The sequence below is a fragment of the Rhizobium sp. L43 genome (assembly GCF_002531725.1).
Lineage (GTDB): Bacteria > Pseudomonadota > Alphaproteobacteria > Rhizobiales > Rhizobiaceae > Rhizobium.
On sequence record NZ_NWSQ01000004.1, the window covers coordinates 148044 to 168912 of the forward strand.

General features: G+C 61.8%; 23 protein-coding genes. 7 read left to right on the forward strand and 16 right to left on the reverse strand.

The genetic code is table 11. The features are described 5' to 3' along the window. Positions 1 to 103: 103 nt before the first annotated feature. The gene (locus CO667_RS05765; RefSeq protein WP_097617490.1) at positions 104 to 748 is read right to left on the reverse strand and encodes an HD domain-containing protein; all 645 of its coding nucleotides are present in this window, start codon (positions 746 to 748) and stop codon (positions 104 to 106) included. Positions 749 to 881: 133 nt separating this feature from the next. Further along, on the reverse strand, positions 882 to 2786 hold the full coding sequence (locus CO667_RS05770; protein ID WP_097617491.1) for an EAL domain-containing protein: 1905 nt from the start codon (positions 2784 to 2786) through the stop codon (positions 882 to 884). Between the two features lie 425 nt (positions 2787 to 3211). Here CO667_RS05770 and CO667_RS05775 point away from each other — a divergent pair, with 425 nt between their 5' ends. Both CO667_RS05775 and CO667_RS05780 read left to right on the forward strand, forming a co-directional pair. Next, on the forward strand, positions 3212 to 3565 hold the full coding sequence (locus CO667_RS05775; RefSeq protein ID WP_179874071.1) for a hypothetical protein: 354 nt from the start codon (positions 3212 to 3214) through the stop codon (positions 3563 to 3565). Positions 3566 to 3690: 125 nt separating this feature from the next. Beyond that, positions 3691 to 4206 (forward strand): superoxide dismutase family protein, encoded by a 516-nt coding sequence (locus tag CO667_RS05780; protein ID WP_097617493.1) that lies wholly within the window; start codon positions 3691 to 3693, stop codon positions 4204 to 4206. A gap of 66 nt (positions 4207 to 4272) precedes the next feature. Here CO667_RS05780 and CO667_RS05785 read toward each other — a convergent pair whose 3' ends face one another. The 8 genes from CO667_RS05785 to CO667_RS05820 all read right to left on the reverse strand — a co-directional run bounded on the left by CO667_RS05785 (position 4273) and on the right by CO667_RS05820 (position 9349). After that, positions 4273 to 5163 carry a mechanosensitive ion channel domain-containing protein gene (locus CO667_RS05785; RefSeq protein WP_097617494.1) on the reverse strand — a complete coding sequence of 297 codons (891 nt, stop codon included), beginning with the start codon at positions 5161 to 5163 and terminating at the stop codon, positions 4273 to 4275. A gap of 58 nt (positions 5164 to 5221) precedes the next feature. Next, positions 5222 to 5752 (reverse strand): tyrosine phosphatase family protein, encoded by a 531-nt coding sequence (locus CO667_RS05790; protein WP_097617495.1) that lies wholly within the window; start codon positions 5750 to 5752, stop codon positions 5222 to 5224. Beyond that, positions 5749 to 6357 (reverse strand): HD family hydrolase, encoded by a 609-nt coding sequence (locus tag CO667_RS05795; protein ID WP_097617496.1) that lies wholly within the window; start codon positions 6355 to 6357, stop codon positions 5749 to 5751. Before CO667_RS05795 ends, CO667_RS05790 begins: the two co-directional genes overlap by 4 nt. After that, positions 6354 to 7208 carry a folate-binding protein YgfZ gene (locus CO667_RS05800; protein WP_097617701.1) on the reverse strand — a complete coding sequence of 285 codons (855 nt, stop codon included), beginning with the start codon at positions 7206 to 7208 and terminating at the stop codon, positions 6354 to 6356. The genes CO667_RS05795 and CO667_RS05800 overlap by 4 nt, the downstream gene beginning before the upstream one ends. Positions 7209 to 7301: 93 nt before the next feature. Continuing rightward, positions 7302 to 8060: a hypothetical protein gene (locus CO667_RS05805; protein ID WP_097617497.1), complete on the reverse strand. Its 759-nt coding sequence runs from the start codon at positions 8058 to 8060 to the stop codon at positions 7302 to 7304. A gap of 18 nt (positions 8061 to 8078) precedes the next feature. Beyond that, positions 8079 to 8336 (reverse strand): hypothetical protein, encoded by a 258-nt coding sequence (locus CO667_RS05810; RefSeq protein ID WP_047616277.1) that lies wholly within the window; start codon positions 8334 to 8336, stop codon positions 8079 to 8081. A 103-nt stretch (positions 8337 to 8439) separates the two neighbouring features. Beyond that, on the reverse strand, positions 8440 to 8898 hold the full coding sequence (locus tag CO667_RS05815) for a TIGR02301 family protein (RefSeq protein WP_179874072.1): 459 nt from the start codon (positions 8896 to 8898) through the stop codon (positions 8440 to 8442). A 34-nt stretch (positions 8899 to 8932) separates the two neighbouring features. Next, on the reverse strand, positions 8933 to 9349 hold the full coding sequence (locus CO667_RS05820; protein WP_097617498.1) for an NUDIX domain-containing protein: 417 nt from the start codon (positions 9347 to 9349) through the stop codon (positions 8933 to 8935). 72 nt (positions 9350 to 9421) lie between these two features. Here CO667_RS05820 and CO667_RS05825 point away from each other — a divergent pair, with 72 nt between their 5' ends. Next, on the forward strand, positions 9422 to 9742 hold the full coding sequence (locus CO667_RS05825; RefSeq protein ID WP_097617499.1) for a YnfA family protein: 321 nt from the start codon (positions 9422 to 9424) through the stop codon (positions 9740 to 9742). 41 nt (positions 9743 to 9783) lie between these two features. Next, positions 9784 to 10545: an SOS response-associated peptidase gene (locus CO667_RS05830; RefSeq protein WP_097617500.1), complete on the forward strand. Its 762-nt coding sequence runs from the start codon at positions 9784 to 9786 to the stop codon at positions 10543 to 10545. A 209-nt stretch (positions 10546 to 10754) separates the two neighbouring features. Here CO667_RS05830 and CO667_RS35280 read toward each other — a convergent pair whose 3' ends face one another. The 5 genes from CO667_RS35280 to CO667_RS05850 all read right to left on the reverse strand — a co-directional run bounded on the left by CO667_RS35280 (position 10755) and on the right by CO667_RS05850 (position 17067). After that, complete coding sequence (locus tag CO667_RS35280; RefSeq protein ID WP_168309772.1) at positions 10755 to 10901, reverse strand: hypothetical protein; 147 nt, start codon at positions 10899 to 10901, stop codon at positions 10755 to 10757. A gap of 332 nt (positions 10902 to 11233) precedes the next feature. After that, positions 11234 to 12079, reverse strand: coding sequence for a CDP-diacylglycerol--serine O-phosphatidyltransferase (pssA, locus tag CO667_RS05835; protein WP_097617501.1), 846 nt, complete (start codon positions 12077 to 12079; stop codon positions 11234 to 11236). A 10-nt stretch (positions 12080 to 12089) separates the two neighbouring features. Then, a complete protein-coding gene (locus CO667_RS05840; protein ID WP_348627808.1) occupies positions 12090 to 13040 on the reverse strand; it encodes a phosphatidylserine decarboxylase in 951 nt (316 codons plus the stop codon). Next, positions 12938 to 14815 carry an ABC transporter ATP-binding protein/permease gene (locus tag CO667_RS05845; RefSeq protein ID WP_097617503.1) on the reverse strand — a complete coding sequence of 626 codons (1878 nt, stop codon included), beginning with the start codon at positions 14813 to 14815 and terminating at the stop codon, positions 12938 to 12940. The genes CO667_RS05840 and CO667_RS05845 overlap by 103 nt, the downstream gene beginning before the upstream one ends. A 212-nt stretch (positions 14816 to 15027) precedes the next feature. Further along, a complete protein-coding gene (locus CO667_RS05850) occupies positions 15028 to 17067 on the reverse strand; it encodes a LysM peptidoglycan-binding domain-containing protein (RefSeq protein WP_097617504.1) in 2040 nt (679 codons plus the stop codon). A gap of 154 nt (positions 17068 to 17221) precedes the next feature. On the opposite strand from CO667_RS05850, the gene CO667_RS05855 reads away from it, so the two are divergent. Next, positions 17222 to 17845, forward strand: a complete 624-nt coding sequence (locus CO667_RS05855; RefSeq protein WP_003558142.1) for a TIGR00730 family Rossman fold protein — start codon at positions 17222 to 17224, stop codon at positions 17843 to 17845. Between the two features lie 45 nt (positions 17846 to 17890). On the opposite strand, the gene CO667_RS05860 is transcribed toward CO667_RS05855, so the two are convergent. Continuing rightward, positions 17891 to 18826, reverse strand: coding sequence for a LysR family transcriptional regulator (locus tag CO667_RS05860; protein WP_097617505.1), 936 nt, complete (start codon positions 18824 to 18826; stop codon positions 17891 to 17893). Positions 18827 to 18914: 88 nt separating this feature from the next. Between CO667_RS05860 and CO667_RS05865 the strand changes: the two genes are divergently transcribed. Then, positions 18915 to 19808 carry an MBL fold metallo-hydrolase gene (locus CO667_RS05865; RefSeq protein ID WP_097617506.1) on the forward strand — a complete coding sequence of 298 codons (894 nt, stop codon included), beginning with the start codon at positions 18915 to 18917 and terminating at the stop codon, positions 19806 to 19808. Further along, a complete protein-coding gene (locus tag CO667_RS05870; protein WP_097617507.1) occupies positions 19801 to 20808 on the forward strand; it encodes an alpha/beta fold hydrolase in 1008 nt (335 codons plus the stop codon). Before CO667_RS05865 ends, CO667_RS05870 begins: the two co-directional genes overlap by 8 nt. Positions 20809 to 20869: the final 61 nt, after the last annotated feature.

A 20869-nucleotide genomic window follows, 5' to 3' on the forward strand; every position in this document is an offset into this window, starting at 1 on the left:
GATTCGCTCCTTGCGCTTTAGCTCTTTGTTTTTACGTATGTCTCGGCAAAAGCGTTTCACGCTTTGCCTGGCAAAACCGCTGCACACTTTTGCGCGACATTCTTTAGATTTCATCCATGAAGGCCGAGAGGAAATCGCGCAGGCTTTTGTCACGCGCGGCCGCCAGCCTGCGGCCGGTCTCGGTCTGGAACCCGTCCGCCAGCTTGAACAGCTTCGTCCGGAAATGGTCAATGGCATAACGCTTGTCGTCGAGCGGGCGGTGTTCCGCCGCCGGGTCGAACGGATCGTAGAGCCCCGATCCCAGTCGTCCGGCGATATAGAAACAGCGGGCGGCGCCGACCATGCCGATCGCGTCCAGCCGGTCGGCATCCTGCAGGATCTTCGCCTCCAGCGTCTGCGGCGCCACTCCGGCCGAGAAACTATGCGCGGTGATCGCATGCGCCGCAGCCTCGATATCCGCCTTTGTCCAGCCGAGCTCTGCCAGGATCGCCGATGCCTTTTCCGCGGCCAGAGCCGATGCTTTTGCCCGCAGCGGCGAATTCTTCTCGACGGCGACGCAGTCGTGCAGCAGCACGGAAGCGGCAAGAACCCGCCCGTCACCGCCTTCTCCAGCATGGATGCGCATGGCGTTCCTGAAGACGCGCAGAATATGGGAAAGATCGTGCGAGCCGTCGTCGCCGTCGGCCGCATGCGCAATCAGCGCCGCCGCCAGCGTTTCGTGAGGGGAAAAGGCTTCAGCCTCGAACATCGCGCCACCTGTTCTGAGAAAGGTTAAAGCATAGGCTGCAAGCCGATGCCGGCCAAAGCATGCGACAGGGAGGCCTCCGCTATCGCAGCCGATTTTTTAGCGGCTTGCCATGCGAGTCGCAATCGAGCGAATCTCAGCGCCCGGTTTTAGGAAGACGCGTCACGCCGCCGTTCTTCGGCGGCAGCGAGAGAAGGTGGGGCACGTCACGCGCCGGTCTCGGCGGACTGATATGGTAACCTTGGATCTCGTCGCATTCTTCGCATTCGAGCAGCGCCAGCTGCTCGGCCGTCTCGACGCCCTCGACGGTGACGCGCATGCCGAGCGCATCGCCGAGCAGGATGATCGCGTGCATGATCGCATGCGCCTCCTTGTTGTCGCCGATGTCATTGACGAAGGATTTGTCGATCTTGATCTTGTCGAAGGGAAAGCTCGAGAGATAGCTCAGCGAGGAATAGCCGGTGCCGAAATCGTCCATCGAAATGCGGATGCCGCGCTCCTTGAGCGCATGCAGGATCGGCAGCACCTCGTCGAGATTCTCCATCAGCACGCTCTCGGTGATTTCGAGTTCGAGCCGCGACGGCGACAGCGCGGCGGCTGCAAGCGCTTCGCCTACGTCCTTGGTCAGGTCGCTGCCGCTGAATTGGATTGCAGAAACGTTGACCGCGACCTTGATGCCCTCCGGCCATTGCGCCGCATCGCTGCAGGCTCGGCGCAAAACCCAACGGCCGATATCGACGATGAGGCCGACCTCTTCGGCGAGCGGAATGAAATCTAGCGGCCGGACCCGGCCGCGGATCGGGTGGTTCCAGCGGATCAGGGCTTCAAAGCCGCAGATGCGCCGCTGCCGGAGGTCATAGAGCGGCTGGTAGTGCAGCTCGAATTCCTCATTCTCGACGGCTGCCCTGAGGTCTGCCTCGAGCGCGTGGCGCAGCTGCATCTGCACTTCCATCTCACCGGCGAAGAAACGCTCGCGTTTGCGCCCGTCCGCTTTGGCATGCGATAGCGCAACGCCGGCATTCTTCAGCAGGATATCGGTTTCCTCGCCATCACCAGGGGCGACTGCGATCCCCATGGAGACGCTGAGCTCCACTTGTTTCTCACCGTCGAAAAATGGCTCGGAAAGCGCGCGGCGAATCTGCTCGGCCAGCGCCGTCACGTTCCACGGTTGCTGTCTGCCGGTCTGCAGGATGGCGAATTCATCCGAGCCGAGGCGCGCCAGGGCATTCTCCGAACCGGCCGAGGCTCGGATGCGCTCGGCGACCTGCTGCAGGATCTTGTCGCCGACCGACACGCCCATCGAGTTGTTGATCGATTTGAACCGGTCGAGATTGAGGTGAACGAGAGCGATCTGCTCGTCCGGTTTGCGCTCGATGAGCGTCGCATCGACCTGCTCGCGGAAATGGATGCGGTTCGGAAGGCCGGTCAGCGGGTCGTGGTGAGCGAGATAGGTGATACGCTCGGCCGCCTTTCGATCCTCGGTAATGTCGGCATGAATGGCGATGCTGCTGCCGTCGGCAAGGATGGTCACCATGCTCTGGATGGTGCGGCCGTCGTCCATCAGCCATTCGCGCCGGCGGATACTGCCGCTTGTTGCGATCGCAGGGAAATGTCGCCCGACCCGCCGGCCGGGCTTGGCGCTGGCGCCCTCCGCGCCACGCATTTTGTCGACGAGATCGGCGATTGTCGCGCCTGGAGTGACATCGTCCTGCGTGAGGCCAAAGAGTTGGCCGAAGCGAATGTTGGAAAGCGTCAGCCGCTGGTCTGCGTCGAAGACGCTGAGGCCGAGCGGCAGGTTGTTGAGGATGATTTCGAAGAGCCTCTGCTGTCCGTCGAACGCTTGACTGAGGGCTGATATATTGCCTCTCAGCGCATGATTTTCCCTCAGCAGCGTTTCCGCGCTTCTCTCGATTTCGTCATAGTCATTTTCATGGACGCGATAGGTCGCGATCACAAGCTCCATCAGACGCTGCGCGTCGACCATTCCATCGGCTGTGACGGCCTGGCTGCATTGCTGCCAGAAGAGCGCTTCGGCTTTCATGTGGATGCAACTTGCGGGACGGCTGCGATGGCAATGGTCGTCGTCTGTTGATGAACGTACCTCATTGCGTCGGAGAGCCTTTCTGAAATGAACGCCAAATTGATTTTTTATAAGCTGAACGTCTGGGTGGTGGCTGGTAGTGCCCATTCTGGATGGGTCGGATTAATATTCGGTTGCAGTGCAGCAGCGGCGACACCTCGTTAGACATTTGTTTTATATGTGAAAAATCGCTGAAATACGCCGCGATCCCTTCGTTTGCCGCCGGAGGAAGCCTGGCCTCGAGGCATTCCGTTAACGATTGTCAATCATCGTTAATCAGAAGTTAACAACTTATTGACGCACTGCGCAAATCAGTTTAACCAGCGAGTCAACAGTGATTTTCCACCTTCGTATTGCGTACAAACACCACCGGCAAAAGGCGGTGAATGGAGGTTTGTATGACCAGCACCACATCCGTTTCCGACACTTCATACGCATATCTGGCGACGCTTTCGCGGCTTGATGCCAATGGCGACGGCGTACTCAGCCGCAGCGAACGTGCGGCCGATAAGAAGCCCGGCATCATCAAGGAGCTTCTCGAAGAGGACAAGGCCAGCGAGACGCAGCCGAAGTTTTCCGGCAGCCTGATTGCGCTGATGATGGACACGCGTGACGGCGGCACGGCAAGCAGCATCGCCGTTTCCTATCCGTTGCAGCAGACCGCATCGGCGACCGGCGACCAGCCCGAGGATCTCTACCGCAAGACCTACGGCCAGTTCGATTTCGACGCCGTCGCCTGAACGCGTCGCGGTTCGTGATCTGCAAGCCGGCCGTTTGGCCGGCTTTTCTCGTCCCATATTTCTTCATCAGGAACACCTTCCGGGTTGATACGTTCAGAAGGACAACCGGACGGAAGGAGATCTCCATGAAAGCCATGTGCACCATCGCCGCCCTGAGCCTGCTTGCCGTTGCATTGCCGGCGGGCGCTCAGGACAAGCAGACGGCGATCGCCAATTTCGTCGGCAAGGACGGCAAGGAAGACGGCCGCGCGCAGCTGACGGCTGCCGCCAATGGCGGTGTGCTCATCGAAGTCGAGATATCGGGACTGCCTGTGAATAAATGGGTGGCCTTCCATGTTCACGAGACCGGCCGGTGCGACGCTGCGACCCATCACGAATCGGCCGGCGGTCATTTCAACCCTGATAAGGCCGAGCACGGCATCCTTGCCGCCAAGGGGCCGCACCCCGGCGATATGCCCAATCAATATGTCGGGCAGGACGGCGTTCTCCGGGCGCAGATCTTCGACAGCATGGTCACGCTCGACGGCAAGACCGACGGCATTCGCGGCCGCGCATTGATGGTGCACGCCAATTCGGATGATTATCGCAGCCAACCCTCAGGCGACGCCGGGGAAAGATTGTCCTGCGGCGTCATTCAATAGCCAACTGCAGCATTCGACGTGTTACAGAGCCGAGCGTCTGCAAAGGCACGGGGGCGCTGTCATGTCTCATTGCCGCGTCGGCGCCGGCTTTTCGGCCGCCGCCCTGCCGTTTGACTTCTTCGTAGGTGCTGCGTCTAAAGCATCCGCCACCGTGGCCGGACTACCCTTCTCGTCGAAGGCGAGTTTGACACGCTTCACCATGTCACGGCTGAGCGACCACCAGTCGCCGGTCTTTGCCCAGTAGCGCAGCGTCACGAAGATCGTGCTGTCACCGAGGCTGTCGATGAAGACGCTGGGTGCCGGTGACGTCAGCACCCGCGCATCGCCTTTGGCAAGGCCCATCAACGTCTCCATCGCCCGATCGAGGTCATCTTCGTAGGCGACCTTGATCTTCACCTCGTTCTGCCGGGTGGGCTCGCGGCTGAAATTGGTGATCGGCGTGTTCCAGAGCGTCGAATTCGGCGCCAGCCGATAAAGCCCGTCGGCAGTCCTGAGTTCGGTTGCAAACAATCCGATTTCGCGCACCGTGCCGGCCACGCTGCTGGTCTCGATATATTCGCCGACCCGGAACGGCCTGAGGATCAGCAGCATGATGCCGGCGGCGATGTTCTGCAGCGTCCCTTGCAGTGCCAGTCCGATCGCCAGGCCTGCCGCGCCAAGGGCCGCGATGATCGAGGCGGTCTGGACGCCGAACTGGCCGAGCACGGTGATGAACACCAGGATGAGCAGCGCGTAACGCAGCACATTGGTGAAGAATCGCGCCAGCGTCTCGTCGATGCCATGGACGCGCGACAGGCCTTCATAGGCCCAGCGGCTGGCAAAACCGGCAAGCGTCCAGCCGAGAACGAGCAGGATCACCGCTCCGAGGACGGAGAAGGAATATTGCACCGCCAGCGCACTCGCCTGGCTGAGCGCCGTTTGCGTGGCGAGAAGAACATCGGCTGCCTGTTGTTGCATGATCTGGCCCTGTCGATTCTACGTCGTCGGGGCCTAGATGGAGCAGCGGGCGGCAGCGTCAACCGCAGGCGGCGTCCCGGATATCAAGCACGAAGGGCGTGTTGCCGTCGGCATCGGCACCGCGTCCGATTGCCCGCACCGCTGCGGCCAGCCGGCCGCCGCGGTTAAGCAGCGCGTCGCCGATCTCGATCAGCCGGGTGTTCGGTGTGGCGAAAGGTGAGGCGGCCCGCAGCCGGCGGGCAAGCGCTTCCTCGCTCTGATCCGGTGCGAGCGACAACGCGGCGATCAGGGCTGCCGCCGGCGATCGCGACACGCCCATCCAGCAATGGATGAGCAGCGGCGTCTCCTGCCGCCATGAGGCGGCAAAATCGATAAGCCCGCGGACATGGGTCTCGTCGGGTGCCACGAGACCGCCGGTGCCCTTGAAAGTGATATCGTTCATGCAAAGCGTCAGATGACGGTCGGCCGCGATCACGCCCGGCCGGTGAAAGGCCTGCTCCTTGGCGATCAGGCTGATCATGTCACGCGCCTTATGGCGCACGGCCATCTCCGCGATGCGCGACAGCGGCGAGACGACGATGAAGCTCATGACACCATCGCCCGCTCGGCCTCGATCGCCGCGAAGCGCTCGCAGAACAACCGCTGTGCTTCGATCGCCGGCAACGGCTCGATCATCAGCATCTCCCTGCTGATACCGCGCGGCTGACCGAAGAATTTTTGTGCCTCCGCGGGTGTGAAGCCGGCCAGCACGGTCGCCTCGAAATAGGCGGCGATCGTATCGGCCTTCTTGATTCGGTCCTTGAGGTCGCGCGAGGGATGCGGCGGCAGGCCAAAGCGCAGGTGCACGGCGGCCTCCAGCCGCATCTCCACCGTCTTGTAGCCGCCGCCGACCACCGATTTGAACGGCGAGATCATATCGCCGATCACATATTCCGGCGCGTCATGCAGCAGGGCCATCAGACACTCCTGCGGCCGCGCCTCGTTGAAGCGGCGGAAAATGTCTTCGACGAGGAGACTATGCTGCGCCACCGAAAAAGCATGGTCGCCTGACGTCTGGCCATTCCAGCGGGCGACACGCGCCAGCCCGTGGGCGATGTCGATCAGTTCGACATCGAGCGGCGAGGGGTCGAGCAGGTCGAGCCTGCGCCCGGACAGCATGCGCTGCCAGGCACGCGGAGCTTTCGCCACTGTCACGCGTTGGCCTCGTCGGCACTGGTGGGAAAGGCAAGGCCGGACCATGCCGGCAGGACGAGGGAAACGGCTATGTCGCCGGCAAGCAGCGGCGTGCCTGCCGCCATCGCGGCGCCGGCGCGGTCGATGCGCACGATCGCAAGCCCATGGCCGTCTTCGACCGAACCGAGCGTTCCCACAGGCCTGCCGGCGGCGGTGATCTCGGTTCCCGTGCCTGGCAAGGCTGTCGTGGCGGACACCGTCACGACGCGCCGGCGCGCGGTGCCGCGGTGCTGCATGCGCGAGACGACCTCCTGGCCGACATAGCAGCCCTTCCGGAAGGAGAGGCCGCCGTTGAAATCCATCAGCACGTCATGCGGGAAGGCGTCCTGCAGGGCGAAGTCCGATCCCGATGTGACGATGCCGTGGCGGATACGCAGCGCGTCGTAGAGCGCCTGCGCTCCATCGCCGTGTTTTCCTGCCCGGCGGATCAGCGTGACGCCCGCCTTGGCGAAGCGGCTGTCTCGGACGCCCTGGCCATTCTCGATCTCGTCGCCATCTTCGCCCCAGGAAACCGTGACGCCTTGCTCGGCGCTGAGCGCCAGCGTGACGGCGGCGCGCAGCTTATACATGGTCAACCGCTTCAGCAGGCCATCGCGCTGATCGGCATCCGTTTCGATCGTGAAGCCGTCGCCGTCCTGCCAGATCATGAAGTCGAACAGGATCTTGCCCTGCGGCGTCAGCAATGCTCCGGGCCGCGCCTCGTCGGGTTCAAGCGAGGTGATATCGGTGGTGATCAGGTTCTGCAGGAAGGACTGGGCTTCCGCGCCGCTGACGAGGAGCAATGAGCGGTCTTTCAGGAATACGGCTGGCATGGCGGAACCTGTCGCGTTGGTCATCGCTCAGAGGTATGTCTTCGCAGGGTGGATCGCAAGCGCCATGCGAGACGCGAAGGGCGCAGGCAGGCGTCAATCGCCCGCGGTGAAGAATTTCCATTTGCCGTCGGGCTTGATACCGAGGCGGTAGAAATTATATCCGCCGAATTCCTGCATGTCGGAAAGATCGCCTGCCGTGACGATGCGCAGCAGCTCGACGCGTTCCGGCGGCGTCAGCGACTTCAAGTCCTTCTCGGCAAAATAGGGCCAGACATACATTTCATCAGCCGTGCCCTGGCCGACATGCACGAAGCCGGTCGAAATGATGTCGAGCATGATGGCCAGGATCTCGTCTCCATCGGGATCACCCGAAAGATCCTTCAGCGTGCCGATCGGATCGTCGGTCGGCTCGCCCACGGTCACCTGCGTCTGCTCCGTGCCGGTGCCTATCAGCGGCCGCAGCCGTTCGAGATCGCCGGAGGCGGCCGCCTCGACGATCTGCTCGCGCATCTTGCGAACCGGCTCGGGCGCCTTGCTGATGTCGTAGATCACCTCCACCGGCTTGGAAGCATCCTGAGCACCCGGCGTCTTGTCGACACCCTGATTATTCTGGCTGTTGACCAGCGGATCGGCCATCGGAACGCCGGACGCGGTCCCGCCCTGCGGCTGGCTCTGTCCCTGAGCGCTTCCCGGCGCGGCCGGGGCGTCATTGGCCGCCTGGCCGGGGATCTTGTGCAGTTCGGAAAGCGCGTAGGCTGCCGGCGCGAGGCAAACATTGCCGGCGGCGAGGCTGAACGCAAGCAGCACCGGCGCGAGCGGAATTCGCGAAACTTTCTCTTTACCGGTGCGCATCAAACTCTCTGATATCGGTTATTGCAGGGTGCGGTTGGCGGAAAATTCGCCGGCAAGCATGCGTTCGCGCAACGAATCCAGCAGGGCTTCGGCGCTGTTTTCCCCGTGCAATCTGATGGTCTCTCTCAGTGCATGCGCAATGGCTGCATCAGCGATGATTTCAGGCTCGATTCCGTCGGCCATGCCGTCGGCCCAAGCCTCGTTCTGGTACTCCAGAGCCGCCTGCATCTTTTCGTGGACGATCATGTCGTCGATGTCGTTGAGGCTTGCTTCCATTGTTTTTTCCTCAGAACTTCTCATGTCTTACTGCACCGTTAACAACACTAACAGCCTTTTCCCAAAACGACACGTCCGCATGCGAAAACAGGTTAATTTAACGTTAATTTCCAAAACGCGAGGTAATTTCTGTGGCGAGTGTTGCGCCTTCGTTACGGTAGCGCTCTTCTGCCACGATGGCCGCCGGGGTGCAATCCGTATAGACCGAGGCGAAGGCGCGATAGCCGCGATTGAAGGCCGCAGTGAGCTTTTCCCTGCGCTGCTGCTCGCCCCCGGTCTCCGAATCGAGCAACTGCTGCATGCCGTTTCGCCACTCGTCGCCGCCTGCCGCCTTGCAGAGCGTTCTGAGATAATGCACCGAACCCAACACCTCGGCGAGCCGCGCCAGCTTATCGTCATAGGGCACGGTCGCGGCCGGCGGCGGCGCAATCTCCTGCGCCTGTGGAGGCGGCGTATTCTTGCCCTGCGCCATGCTGGGGCCGGCGAGCACGAGGGCCAGCACGGGCAGGGACAGGAAAACGCGTCGTACGGGAATCATGCTCGTAGTTGATACGCTGAGCATGACGGCAACAAGGCGTGCCTGAAAGTTTCCACTTCTATTCGCCGCTCGAAAGCCGCTCCGCGCATTCGAGCACGCTTTGCGGCGTGGGCAGAAACCGGATTTCCTCCACCGTGTACCAGCCGAGCGCGGCCGCATCGTCGGCGGCTTCCGCCACGGCGTCCTCATCCGCATCGACGCGAAAGACCGAGAGCAGGAAATGGCTGCTGACGCTGCCGTCGGCGGCATGCGTCTTCAGCTCATAGGTCGAAAACAGCCGCGGATTACGGGCCGAAATGCCGGTTTCCTCGCGGAATTCCCGCAATGCCGTTTGCTCCGGCGTTTCACCGGGTTCGGCCCGTCCGCCGGGAAAGGCATACATGTCGGCGGAAGGCGGGTTGCGCCGCAACACCAGAAGGAAACGTCCGTCGCGTTCGAGAATGGCGGACGAGGCGGCTTTGGCGGTGGAGATCATCGGAGGCTGCTCTTGCTGTGATTGCCCATCTTATCGGATGAAGAGTGCGACGGGGATTCGAAAGGTACTTCCGTGACCTATATCATCTATGCCTTTGCCGCTCTCTTCGAGATATCAGGCTGCTTTGCCTTCTGGGCATGGCTGAAGCTCGAAAAGCCCGTCTGGTGGCTGGCGCCGGGCATGGTCTCGCTGGCGCTTTTCGCTTGGGCGCTGACGCTGGTGCCGAGCGAGGCCGCCGGTCGCACCTTCGCCGCCTATGGCGGCATCTACATCCTCGCCTCGCTGCTCTGGCTGTGGCTGGTCGAAGCCCGCGTGCCCGATCGTTACGATATCGGTGGGGTGCTGATCTGCCTTGCCGGCGCCAGCCTCATCCTGTTCGCGCCGCGAGGCTGAGGCGTCTTGACCGGATACGGGCCGGGTGCAAAGACAGGCCGATGTGTGGACGTTTCGCTCTGACAATCTCCAGCGCCGACCTGCGCGACTTCTTCTCCGGTCTCGATCTCGACGATTTTCCGGCGCGCTACAATATCGCGCCGACGCAGCCAATCCTCGTCGTCATATCGGGCGAAGGCAGGGACCAGGGCAGCAATCTGCCCGACCGCCGCGCCGTGCTCGTGCGCTGGGGCCTGACGCCGGGCTGGGTCAAGGATCCCAGGGACTTCCCGTTGCTGATCAATGCGCGCTCCGAGACCGCGATCGGTAAAGCCTCCTTTCGGGCGGCCATGCGTCATCGCCGCGTACTCATCCCGGCCTCCGGCTTCTATGAATGGCATCGCCCGTCCAAGGAAAGCGGCGAGCGGCCGCAGGCCTATTGGATCCGGCCGCGCCGGGGCGGGGTCGTCGCCTTTGCCGGGCTGATGGAGACATGGTCTTCGGCTGACGGCTCCGAGGTCGATACCGGGGCGATCCTGACGACGTCAGCCAATTCAGGAATATCGGCGATCCATGATCGCATGCCTGTCGTCATCAAACCCGAAGATTTCACGCGCTGGCTCGATTGCAAGACGCAGGAACCGCGCGAGGTGGCAGACCTGATGCGGCCCGTTCAGGATGATTTCTTCGAGGCCGTCCCGGTCTCCGACAAGGTCAACAAGGTCGCCAATATGGGTCCGGACCTGCAGGAGCCTGTTGTCGTCGAAAAGCCGCTGAAGGCGCCCGAAAAGCAAAGGCCTGACGGCCAGCTCAGCTTCTTCTGAATGCTATCCGCGTCGGCGACCTACGGCGCCGACGTCTCACATCAGCGGCGGCGATGCGTCGCTTCATCCATCAGGTTTTTCGGGTTGCGCTTATGTCGCCAGAGCGTCGTCAGAAGATGTCAGGCGATCGCCTCGTCATTCACTTCGTCCGCGGTGCCTAACGCATGGAACCCGAAAGCACGCATGATTCCGATTTGAAGCTTTCCGCTTCAAGCGGATTTTTTGACGCTGGTCGGCTTGTGCTTGGCCATCAGCGATGCTGCGGCAACCGCCTTCAGGCCGACGGGGCGATAGTTGGCGGCGAGGTCCGGCTTGGCCGTCTGCTGTTCGCCGGTACTGCTCTTCTTCGAAGTCACGATACTCTCCTTACGTGGTTCTTCCCTGGGTATTTTATCGTTTTATGTTTCGTCACGAATAGCGACAAAACGGGGGCGTAGCTTATCAGGAATTGTAAACGCCCACCATAATTCGCGAGGCTTAACTGAAGCCTACGTTGGTTAATACTTACTGAAGGGAGCAGTTCCAATAAAAGTGCGAAAGCGGTTTTCCGGGGAAAAGCGCGTGACGGTTTCACCCGCATAAGCGCGCGACTTCCTCCCGGGAAAGCGTACGCCTTTCCCGGGGATCAGCAGAACGAAGGGAGAGAGAAGCATTGCCGTCATTCGGAGAATCCGGAAATGCCCGGAGGTCAAATGTGCCGGCCGATATCGTCGTCGCCGACGCCGGGTTCCTCGATCGTCAGCGTCCCGTATTTCCGCTGCCATTTCCGCGCGCCGAAGGGGAGCGATACGAGGTAGGCTGCAACGGTAAAGACCATCACTTCCCAGGTGTAGCTCATCAGCAGCGCCACATAGAGCACGACGCCGAGCATCATCGGCAGCACGAGATCGCGCCGCAGGCGGTTGCCTTCCGATTTACCCGACCAGACCGGCAGCCGGCTGATCAGCAGGAAGGCGATGAGCACGGTGTAGATCGACGAGAGATAGGCGAAGGTGCGGTCCGTCGTCAGCCCGAGGAAGCCGAGATAGACCGGCAAGAGCACCAGCATGGCGCCGGCCGGCGCCGGCACGCCGACGAAATATTCCGATTGCCAGCTCGCCTTGTTCTCGCGTTCGGCCATGACGTTGAAGCGGGCAAGGCGAAGTCCGGCGGCGATCGCATAGATCAGGGCGGCGATCCAGCCGAGCGAGCGGGCCTGGTCGAGCGCGAAGACATAGACGACGAGGGCGGGTGCGACGCCGAAATTGACGATGTCGGCAAGCGAATCCATCTGCGCCCCGAACTTCGAGGTCGCCTTCATCAGCCGCGCCACGCGCCCGTCGATGCCGTCGAGGAAGGCGGCGACCAGCACCATCGAGACGGCGAGTTCGTAACGGTTCTCGAAAGCCAGCCGGATGCCGGTCAGCCCGGCGCAGATCGCCAGAATGGTGATGAGGTTCGGAAAGACGAGACGCAGCGGGATTTCGCGCAGCCGCGGGCCGCGGGCGGAATCATCAGGTCCATTGGGCTCGAAGGGCGGAAAAGGCGTTTCCATATCGACGTTCCTAGCTGCGGCGGCTGATGATGGGACCCTTGGCGGAGGCGAATTCGGCGATCACGGTTTCTCCGGCAACCGCCGTCTGGCCGAGCGACACGCGGGGTGCCGCACCGGCCGGCAGGAACACGTCGAGCCGCGAGCCGAAACGGATGAGGCCGAAGCGCTCGCCGGCATCCAACGGTTCGTTGGTATTGGCCCAGCAGAGGATGCGCCGCGCCACGAGGCCGGCGATCTGCACGACGCCGATCTGGCCGTGGCGGGTTTCGATGACAAGCCCGTTGCGCTCATTGTCCTCGCTCGCCTTGTCGAGCTCGGCGTTGACGAAGCTGCCGGAGCGGTAGTTGATGCTGACGATGCGCCCGCGCATCGGCGCCCGGTTCACATGGCAATTGAAGACGTTCATGAAGACGGAGATGCGCAGCATCGGCTCGGAGCCGAGGTTGAGTTCGGCCGGCGGGGTCACCATCTGGATCGCCGAGACCTTGCCGTCGGCAGGAGAGATCACCAGATCGTCGTCCTGCGGCGTCACGCGCTCGGGATCACGGAAGAAATAGGCGCACCACAGCGTGAAGATCATGCCGATCCAAAAGAGCGGCTTGAAGATCCAGCCGAGGAGCAGCGATGCGACAAAGAAGGCGGCAACGAAGGGATAACCCTCCTTGTGCACGGGGACGATCGTGTTGCGAACCGTATTGAACAGGCTCATGCTGCCGGTCTCCTTGCGTTGTCGTTTTTTGCTGGTTAGCGAAAAACCGTCTCCGGGGCAATGCTGTGGCCCCGGCACTGGTTCCGACGCCGAGGTTCTGAACAACAAAAGCCTGCCGGCGCCGTCCTCCCTGTTCAGCGGTCTCTGGGTCAGCTTGCCGGAGCAAGCCGCGTGATCACGCCGAGGTCGTCGCTTTCGCGCACCTGCTTCAGATGTTCCTCCGCCTGGATCGCCTCGCGCTGGCGGTTCCACATCGAGGCATAGAGGCCGTTCTGTTCGATGAGGGCAGTATGCGTCCCGCGCTCGGCGATCTCGCCGCTTTTCAAGACGATGATTTCGTCGGCGCCGATAACGGTCGAAAGCCGGTGGGCGATAACAAGCGTCGTGCGGTTTTTCGACACCACGTCGAGCGCGGTCTGGATTTCCCGTTCCGTCGTCGTGTCGAGCGCCGACGTCGCCTCGTCGAGGATCAGGATCGGCGGCGCCTTGAGGATGGTGCGGGCGATCGCCACCCGCTGCTTCTCGCCGCCCGAAAGCTTCAGCCCGCGTTCGCCGACCTTGGTCTCGAACCCCTCGGGCAGCGTCTCGATGAAATGGGCGATCTGCGCCACCTCGGCTGCCGCAAAGACCTCGCCGTCGCTGGCCGATGTGCGGCCGTAGCGGATGTTGTAGGCGACCGTGTCGTTGAAGAGCACCGTATCCTGCGGCACCATGCCGATCGCCGTGCGCAGGCTCTTCTGCGTCACCGTGCGGATATCCTGGCCGTCGACGGTGATCGTGCCGCTCTGGATATCGTAGAAACGATAGAGCAGCCGCGACAGCGTCGATTTGCCGGCGCCCGACGGGCCGACGACGGCGACCGTCTTGCCGGCCGGCACCTCGAAGGAAATGCCCTTCAGGATCGGACGGGCCGGATCATAGGCGAACTGCACGTTCTTGAAGGCGATCGCGCCCTGGCCGATGCGAAGCTCGGTCGCATCGGGCGCGTCCTTGACCTCGGCCTTCACCTCCAGCAGATCGAACATCTGCTCGATATCGGTCAGCCCCTGGCGGATTTCGCGGTAGACGAAGCCGATGAAGTTGAGCGGCGCGGAAAGCTGCAGCAGCATCGAATTGACGAAGACGAAATCGCCGACCGTCTGCTCGCCGCGCTGCACGGCCAGCGCCGACAGCACCAGCATGATGGTGGTGCCGATGCCGAAAATGACGCCCTGGCCGAAGTTCAGCCAGCCGAGCGAAGTCCAGACATCGGTCGCCGCCTTCTCGTAGCGTTCCATCGATTTGTCGAAGCGTTTCGCCTCCATCTCTTCGTTGCCGAAATATTTGACGGTCTCGAAATTGAGCAGGGAATCGATCGCCTTGGTGTTGGCGTCGGTATCGCTGTCGTTCATCGACCGGCGGATGGCGATCCGCCAGTCGGAGGCGCGGATCGTGAACCAGATATAGGCCCAGACGGTGAAGGCGGTGACGGCGAGATAGGAGAAGCCGTAGCCCCACCAGAAGATCGCCGCCGTCAGCAGGAATTCGATGACGGTTGGCACCGAATTGAGGATCGTGAAACGCACGATCGTTTCGATGCCTTTGGTGCCGCGCTCGATGATGCGCGAGAGGCCGCCGGTCTTGCGCTCCAGATGGAAGCGCAGCGACAGCTCGTGCATGTGCACGAAGGTCCTGTAGGCAAGCTGGCGCACCGCATGTTGACCGACGCTGGCAAACAGCGCGTCGCGCAGCTGGTTGAGGCCGAGCTGGATCAGCCGGGTGATGTTGTAGGCGATGACAAGCGCGATGGCGCCGGCAAGCAGCGGCGGCACCGAGCCGGCAAGATCCATCCTGCCGTTCAGCGCATCGGTCGACCACTTGAAAAAATAGGGAACGAGCAGCAGCACGAACTTGGAAATCAGCAGAAAGACCGAGGCCCAGACGACGCGCATCTTCAGGTCGGTGCGGCCGGCCGGCCACATATAGGGCCATAGGTTGAGAAGTGTGCGCAGCAGGTTGGATTCCGAGACTGTCTTGCTGTTTGCCATGATTGTCTCCAGCCCGGATGGGCTTGCCGCGATTTACGGCGCTTCGATGCCGGCAAGGGTAGGGGACCGGGACGTGCCTGAAAGCGCTTCCCGCAATTCCGCAGCCGCCACCGCCAGATAAGGTGCCGGGCGGATGAATACAACAAATGCAGGGGTCAGGAAAAGACAGACCGGGCGGTTGTGCCGCCCGGCCTCGTCATGTTGTCTGGTGCTTAGAGACGCTGGTGAGACATGCGCTTGCGGTGCAGCTCTTCGGCGTTCGGCAACGCATCCTTCGGAAGCCCGAAGATCTGGCCGGGGCGGATGCGATCGGGATCGATGATCTTGTCCTCATTGGCGATGTAGATCGTCGTGTAGCGAACGCCGAGGCCATAGGTGCGGCGCGAGATCTGCCACAGCGTGTCGCCGCGGCGAATGATGACCGCCGCGTTGTTTGCCGTCAGCGGCGCCTGTTCGATCGTCTTCGGCTGGTTGCTCCCCACCTCGTTTGCAGCGGGTGCAGTCAGAGCAGGTGCAGTCGTGAGCTCGGCGATCATAGCGCCCAGCCTGTCGAGTGCTGCGCCGACGGACGTCGCATCCCCAGGCAGGCCCTGCAGCAGCTTTAGCGCATTGGTGGCGACCTGCGAGGCGGAGCCGGAGGCTTGCTTGAAGGCGTCGGGCGCATCGGCCGCCGGGCGGAAATCGGCGACGGAGCGCAACGCGAATTCCGTGGCCGAGCGTGCCGCTGCAAGCTGTTCGGCGCCGGGCAGCTTGCCATCGGCAAACAGCCCCTTCAGCAGGCCGAAGGCCTTGCTGGTCTCGGCCTTGCGCTTGCCGAGTTCGCCTTCGTCGAGCGGCACCATCGCCGAAGACCCGTCCGCGTCGGCCGGACCGACCTGTGCGGCGACCCTGACCTGATCGCCGGCCGGGCGATTGAAATTCACCGCTGCGCGCACGATCACCTTGCCGGCGGGATCGACGACATCGACGCGGATCTTGTGGTCGCCGACCGAAAGCGCCACCACGCCGTCGATGACGAAATGGCCGTCGGAGCCGGCGGTGTCCTGGCCGACGAGGCTGTCGTCGGCATAACCGATGACCTTGGCGTTGGCACGCGTCGTGCCGGCAACGAAGATCTTGTTGCCTTCGATCTCGACCGCATTGACCATCACATCAGGGGCAGTCGTCTTATCAGGTGCGGCCGTGCCGGGAACGGCCGGTGCCGTATCCGTGCCGCCGGAGGCAGCGTCGGTGACACCAGGCGTCTGCAGCGCCAGCTCGCCGGTCGGTGCAGGCGTTGCGGCAGACGCGGTCTCACCCGCCGGTTTGTCCGCAGGCGGCGCCATCGGATTGGAGGCATCGGCAACTTCGGTTCCGCCCTTCGGCGCAGTGATGATGCGGCTTGCCGTGCCGGGTTTGGAGACCATGGCGAGCAGATTGGCGCCATTGCCGTCCTTCGGCACGGAAATGGTCGCGACCTCTTCGGAAAGCGTGCTCTTGCCGTCCTTGCTGGTGAACTTGAGCACGAGCTGATGGTCGCCGGCCGAAAGCGGATCGTCGAGAACCGCAGCGAAATCACCGCTCGCATCGACATTGGCCGTCGTCACCACCTTTTCGCCGTCAAGCACTTCGAGCTTGCCGTTTGGTTCGGCGGAGCCGGCAATCACCGTCGAGCCGTCCGGTTCGACACGCAAGACGTCGAAAGCCGGAAGCTTCGGGCCGGTATTCACTGCGGCGTTATTGGCAGCAGGGGCGGGCTCAGTCGCACCGGTCAGCGCAGCCTCGGCCTTGGCGATCGCGGCAAGCGCATCGGCGATGTTCTCGGGCAGTGCCTGGATGATGGCGAGCGCCTTGGCGCCGCCTTCCCTAGCCTTGACGGCAAGCGTCCGGGTGGCGGGATCGAGACCCTCGGGGACGGCGAAATCGGCCAGCGCCGTCAGCGCATTGACGGCCTTGGTCTTGGCGGCGGCGAAGACATCGTCGGCAGGGCCCTTGCCGTCGGCAAACAGCGCCTTGAGCTCACCGAGCGACACACCGGCATCGGCCGAAAGACGACCCACCTTATCGGCGACCCCAGCCGTGTCGGCGACGGCCGAGCGCGATGTCTTTTCTGCCTCGTTAACCGTGTTCTTGAGCTCCGTGCTCGCCTGGTTGATGGCGTCGCCGACCTTGGCTGCATCGCTGCCGATGCGCGGCATGACGAAAAACACCATCAGTAAGATTGCGATTACGAGGACTGCAAGGGCCAGCAAGCCGGCACGGTTCTTCATCATTATGTCTCCCCAGGCGGCAATTTGCCGTAGTAACCGAAATTGCTAGCGATTCCCGTTGCTTTTCACAAGCATTCAAAGCAATTAGGCAAGCTAGGCACGCTGCTTTTCAGTCAATTTTCTTGACTGCATTGAAATGGAATAGTTGTTTGCCCTCATGACCGAGCAATCTGTATCGATTCGATCCATCTGCGTTTACTGCGGCTCCAGGCCGGGACGCGATCCCTCCCACATGGCGGCCGGGCGTGCTCTCGGACGAGAGATCGCCGAATACGGCCTGCGCCTCGTCTATGGCGGGGGTACCAAAGGCATCATGGGCGCGGTTGCCAGCGGCGTGCTTTCAGGCGGCGGTCAGGTGACGGGCATCATTCCCGAATTCCTGATCGATATGGAAGCGACTCGCCACTCGCTCGGTCAGCTTAACGAACTTATTGTAACGCCTGACATGCACGCGCGCAAACATACGATGTTCGAGCGCTCCGACGCCTTCGTAGCACTCCCCGGCGGCATCGGCACGCTGGAAGAGATCGTCGAAATCATGACCTGGGCGCAGCTCGGCCGCCACGAAAAGCCGATGGTCTTTGCTAACGTCAACGGTTTCTGGGATCCGATGATGGAGCTGATGCGCCATATGACCGAAGAAGGCTTCCTGCACACCGCCCACCGGGTGCAGCCGCTCGTCGTCGACGAGATCTCCGGCATCATTCCGGCGATCATGGCCCAGGCAGCCCAGCTCGCCGCCGACCGTGACGGCGAGGACGAGGTGATTTCGAAGATGTAGGCGGCCGGGCGGTGCCGGAGCAGTCAAGCTTTTCTGCAGGCAAATTCAGCTATATGCCGAGACAAGCTGCGTCACCTGAGATCGCATCCATCGGCTGGCGGGATCATTGTCACTTGCCGTCGACCAGACCATCGATATCGGGCTTACCGTTAGATCGAGGGGAACGTCGGCGACCGCCAAGCCGAACAGGCCGGCATACCGCTTCACGATTCTGGTCGGCAGGGTCGCGATCAAGGGCGCTTCCAGAACAGCGGTCAGCACAGTCAGGAATTCCGGCGCTGCCACCGACACGTCAAGCCGCACATTGATCCGCTTCAATGCATCATCAATGCAGCCTTCGATGGCGTCTTTCTGTGAAACCAGTGCATGCTTCAGCCCGACATAGCTGTCTCGGTCCAATGTTTCGGGTAGGTCGAGAAGCTTCGGATTGTAGCAACACATCAGCGATTGCTCGAACAGCAGGCTCCGCCGATGTCTGTTGTTGCCGTCATCGTAGCAGCCGACGCCGAGATCGATGACGTTGTCGTCCAGAAGCTTGTGGACCATCTCTGGATCGACCGCGCGGGCGAGTACCCTGATGCGGGGCGCCGTTTCGTTCAACATAGCGGCGAGGCGCGGCACGAGCAGCACCTCAAGCTCGCTGGAAAAGCCGATGCGGAATATCTGTTCGGCCTCACCGGGCTCGAAGGTCGATGGCGTTACGATCGCCTGCTGCGTACGGCTGAGGATCTGCTCGACGGCCTCGGCGAAACGCAGTGCGCGATGGGTCGGCTGCATGACTTGGCCGACACGCACGAACAACTCGTCCTGAAGCAATGTCCGAAGCGTTCCGAGATTGTGGCTCATGGCAGGCTGCTGGATTTTCAGACGAACAGCAGCCTTCGTCACGCTCCGCTCCTTCATCAGCGCATCGAATGCGACGAGCAGGTTCAGGTCGAAAGACCACAAATTGAAATGATCGATGGAGACAATTTCATTCATCGATTTGATCGTTTCACGAATTCTCCCTATTGTCCATAGCCATCAGACAGCGCTGTCCCGATCCCAGTTCAACTCGAAAGGAAGTTCCATGAGCGATCTTGGAAAGGAATATCGTATTGCCGGCGTGGCGGTGAGAAAGGTGCAGGAGCAATATCTGCATAACGTGCCGCCGTCGTTTCTCTATCCGGATGCTGGTTCTGAGGAGATCAAGGCGGTCGAGCCGCGGCTTTCCGCCGTTGATATGGAAGAGGGCCGCGATGCCCTTGTGGTGAGCATACATAGTTGGCTTGTGAGAACGCCCGACCACGTCATCCTGATCGATACGAGCTCGGGCAACGACAAGGAAAGACCGCGTAACCCCAGCTTCCATCAACAGACTATCCCGTTTCTCGACAGGCTGCGCCAGGCGGGTGTCGGGCCGGAAGACGTCGACTTCGTCATCAATACTCATCTCCACGTCGATCATTCCGGCTGGAATACCGTGCTTGAGGACGGAAGATGGATTCCCACCTTCAAAAATGCGCGCTACATCTTCCCGCGCGCCGAGCAGGAATACTACTCGTCAACGGCAAGCCACAACGACGTCAACATTCCGAGTTCCGGCGTCTATGAAGACAGCGTGCGGCCCGTGATCGAGGCGGGGCTTGCGGATTTCATCGACAGTGCTGGCGGTCCTTTCCTGGATCGCTTCACCTTCTTGCCGACACCTGGCCACAGCATCGGCCACATGTCCGTTCTGCTGGAATCGGACAATGAAGCGGCGATTTTTGCCGGCGATGTCATGCACCATCCGATCCAGGTGGAGCGTCCCGACCTCAACACGGTGTTCTGCGAATTCCTGGATCAGGCTGCCCAGTCCAGACGGCGTGTCCTCGAGCTCGCAGCCGATAATCGCGCCATTTACTTCTCCACGCATTTCCCCGGCTCGTCTGCTGGTTATGTGACCCGCGACGGCGAAAAATTCAGGTGGTCCTATGTCTGAGAACAAGCTCGCATCTTCAGCTTTTGACGCAGGCGAGATCGTATTCGACGAACATTACGTCGATAGCGGAACCGACGGCATCAAGCTCTATCTCCGCAATAAGCGAAGGAAAGATCACAAGACCTTTCTCGCCGAGAAGACAATCGTGATGGTGCACGGGGCGACCTTCTCGTCCGGAAGTCTTTACGATGTTCCCTTCAACGGGATGTCCTTCATCGACTTCCTCGCTCATCAAGGCTTCGATGTCTTTGCGGTCGATGTCAGGGGCTATGGAAAATCGACCCGCCCGCCGGAAATGCAGGCGGAGCCCGATCTCAACCCGCCGCTTGTCGCTACCGACACCGGCGTCACGGACTTCGCAACGGCTGTCGATTTCGTCCTTCGACTGCGCGGTCTGAAGGCTGTCAACGTCTTCGCCATGTCGTGGGGCGGCACCGTGGCCGGCGCATATGCTGCGCGCAACGGCGACAAGGTCGTCAAGCTCGCGCTGCTCGCGCCGCAATGGCTGAGCGACGTTCCCATCCCGATCGACCAGGGTGGCGTCCTCGGTTCCTACCGGCTTGTTCCGGCCCAGGCGGCCTTGGCGCGTTGGCTGAGCACTGCACCCGAGCACGCGCGTGAACGTCTTGTGCCGGAGGGCTGGTTCGACCTCTGGGCCAAACTGACTCTTTCCGAGGAGACGTCGCAGGCTGACAGGGAGCAGGGCAAACTCCGAGCTACCAACGGGCCGATCCAGGATATCCGTACCTACTGGCGGGCTGGAAATCCCTACTATCGGCCGGGCGAGATTCGCGCGCCGGTGCTGCTGTTGCACGGTGAATGGGACATCGACGTCCCGCTTGATCTGGCGCGGGCCTATTTCGAGCAGCTGACCGGCGCCTCCTACAAGCGATGGGTGGAAATCGGGGAGGCGACGCACCTCGCCCTGATGGAAAGCAACCGCATGCAGGCCTATTCCGAGGTTGCCCGCTTCTTCGATGAAACCTTCCAACCGGAATAGAATTTGAACGAGCGGGCTCCGGGCTCAAATCCGGGGCCCGCTTCCTCCATCAGCCTGCCGC

Coding starts and splice junctions, on each gene's coding strand:
- CO667_RS05765 (WP_097617490.1), bottom strand. CDS start 748: ATGTTCGAGGCTGAAGCCTTTTCCCCTCACGAAACGCTGGCGGCGGCG.
- CO667_RS05770 (WP_097617491.1), bottom strand. CDS start 2,786: ATGAAAGCCGAAGCGCTCTTCTGGCAGCAATGCAGCCAGGCCGTCACA.
- CO667_RS05775 (WP_179874071.1), top strand. CDS start 3,212: ATGGAGGTTTGTATGACCAGCACCACATCCGTTTCCGACACTTCATAC.
- CO667_RS05780 (WP_097617493.1), top strand. CDS start 3,691: ATGAAAGCCATGTGCACCATCGCCGCCCTGAGCCTGCTTGCCGTTGCA.
- CO667_RS05785 (WP_097617494.1), bottom strand. CDS start 5,163: ATGCAACAACAGGCAGCCGATGTTCTTCTCGCCACGCAAACGGCGCTC.
- CO667_RS05790 (WP_097617495.1), bottom strand. CDS start 5,752: ATGAGCTTCATCGTCGTCTCGCCGCTGTCGCGCATCGCGGAGATGGCC.
- CO667_RS05800 (WP_097617701.1), bottom strand. CDS start 7,208: ATGCCAGCCGTATTCCTGAAAGACCGCTCATTGCTCCTCGTCAGCGGC.
- CO667_RS05805 (WP_097617497.1), bottom strand. CDS start 8,060: ATGCGCACCGGTAAAGAGAAAGTTTCGCGAATTCCGCTCGCGCCGGTG.
- CO667_RS05810 (WP_047616277.1), bottom strand. CDS start 8,336: ATGGAAGCAAGCCTCAACGACATCGACGACATGATCGTCCACGAAAAG.
- CO667_RS05815 (WP_179874072.1), bottom strand. CDS start 8,898: ATGCTCAGCGTATCAACTACGAGCATGATTCCCGTACGACGCGTTTTC.
- CO667_RS05820 (WP_097617498.1), bottom strand. CDS start 9,349: ATGATCTCCACCGCCAAAGCCGCCTCGTCCGCCATTCTCGAACGCGAC.
- CO667_RS05830 (WP_097617500.1), top strand. CDS start 9,784: ATGTGTGGACGTTTCGCTCTGACAATCTCCAGCGCCGACCTGCGCGAC.
- pssA (WP_097617501.1), bottom strand. CDS start 12,079: ATGGAAACGCCTTTTCCGCCCTTCGAGCCCAATGGACCTGATGATTCC.
- CO667_RS05845 (WP_097617503.1), bottom strand. CDS start 14,815: ATGGCAAACAGCAAGACAGTCTCGGAATCCAACCTGCTGCGCACACTT.
- CO667_RS05850 (WP_097617504.1), bottom strand. CDS start 17,067: ATGATGAAGAACCGTGCCGGCTTGCTGGCCCTTGCAGTCCTCGTAATC.
- CO667_RS05855 (WP_003558142.1), top strand. CDS start 17,222: ATGACCGAGCAATCTGTATCGATTCGATCCATCTGCGTTTACTGCGGC.
- CO667_RS05860 (WP_097617505.1), bottom strand. CDS start 18,826: ATGAATGAAATTGTCTCCATCGATCATTTCAATTTGTGGTCTTTCGAC.
- CO667_RS05865 (WP_097617506.1), top strand. CDS start 18,915: ATGAGCGATCTTGGAAAGGAATATCGTATTGCCGGCGTGGCGGTGAGA.
- CO667_RS05870 (WP_097617507.1), top strand. CDS start 19,801: ATGTCTGAGAACAAGCTCGCATCTTCAGCTTTTGACGCAGGCGAGATC.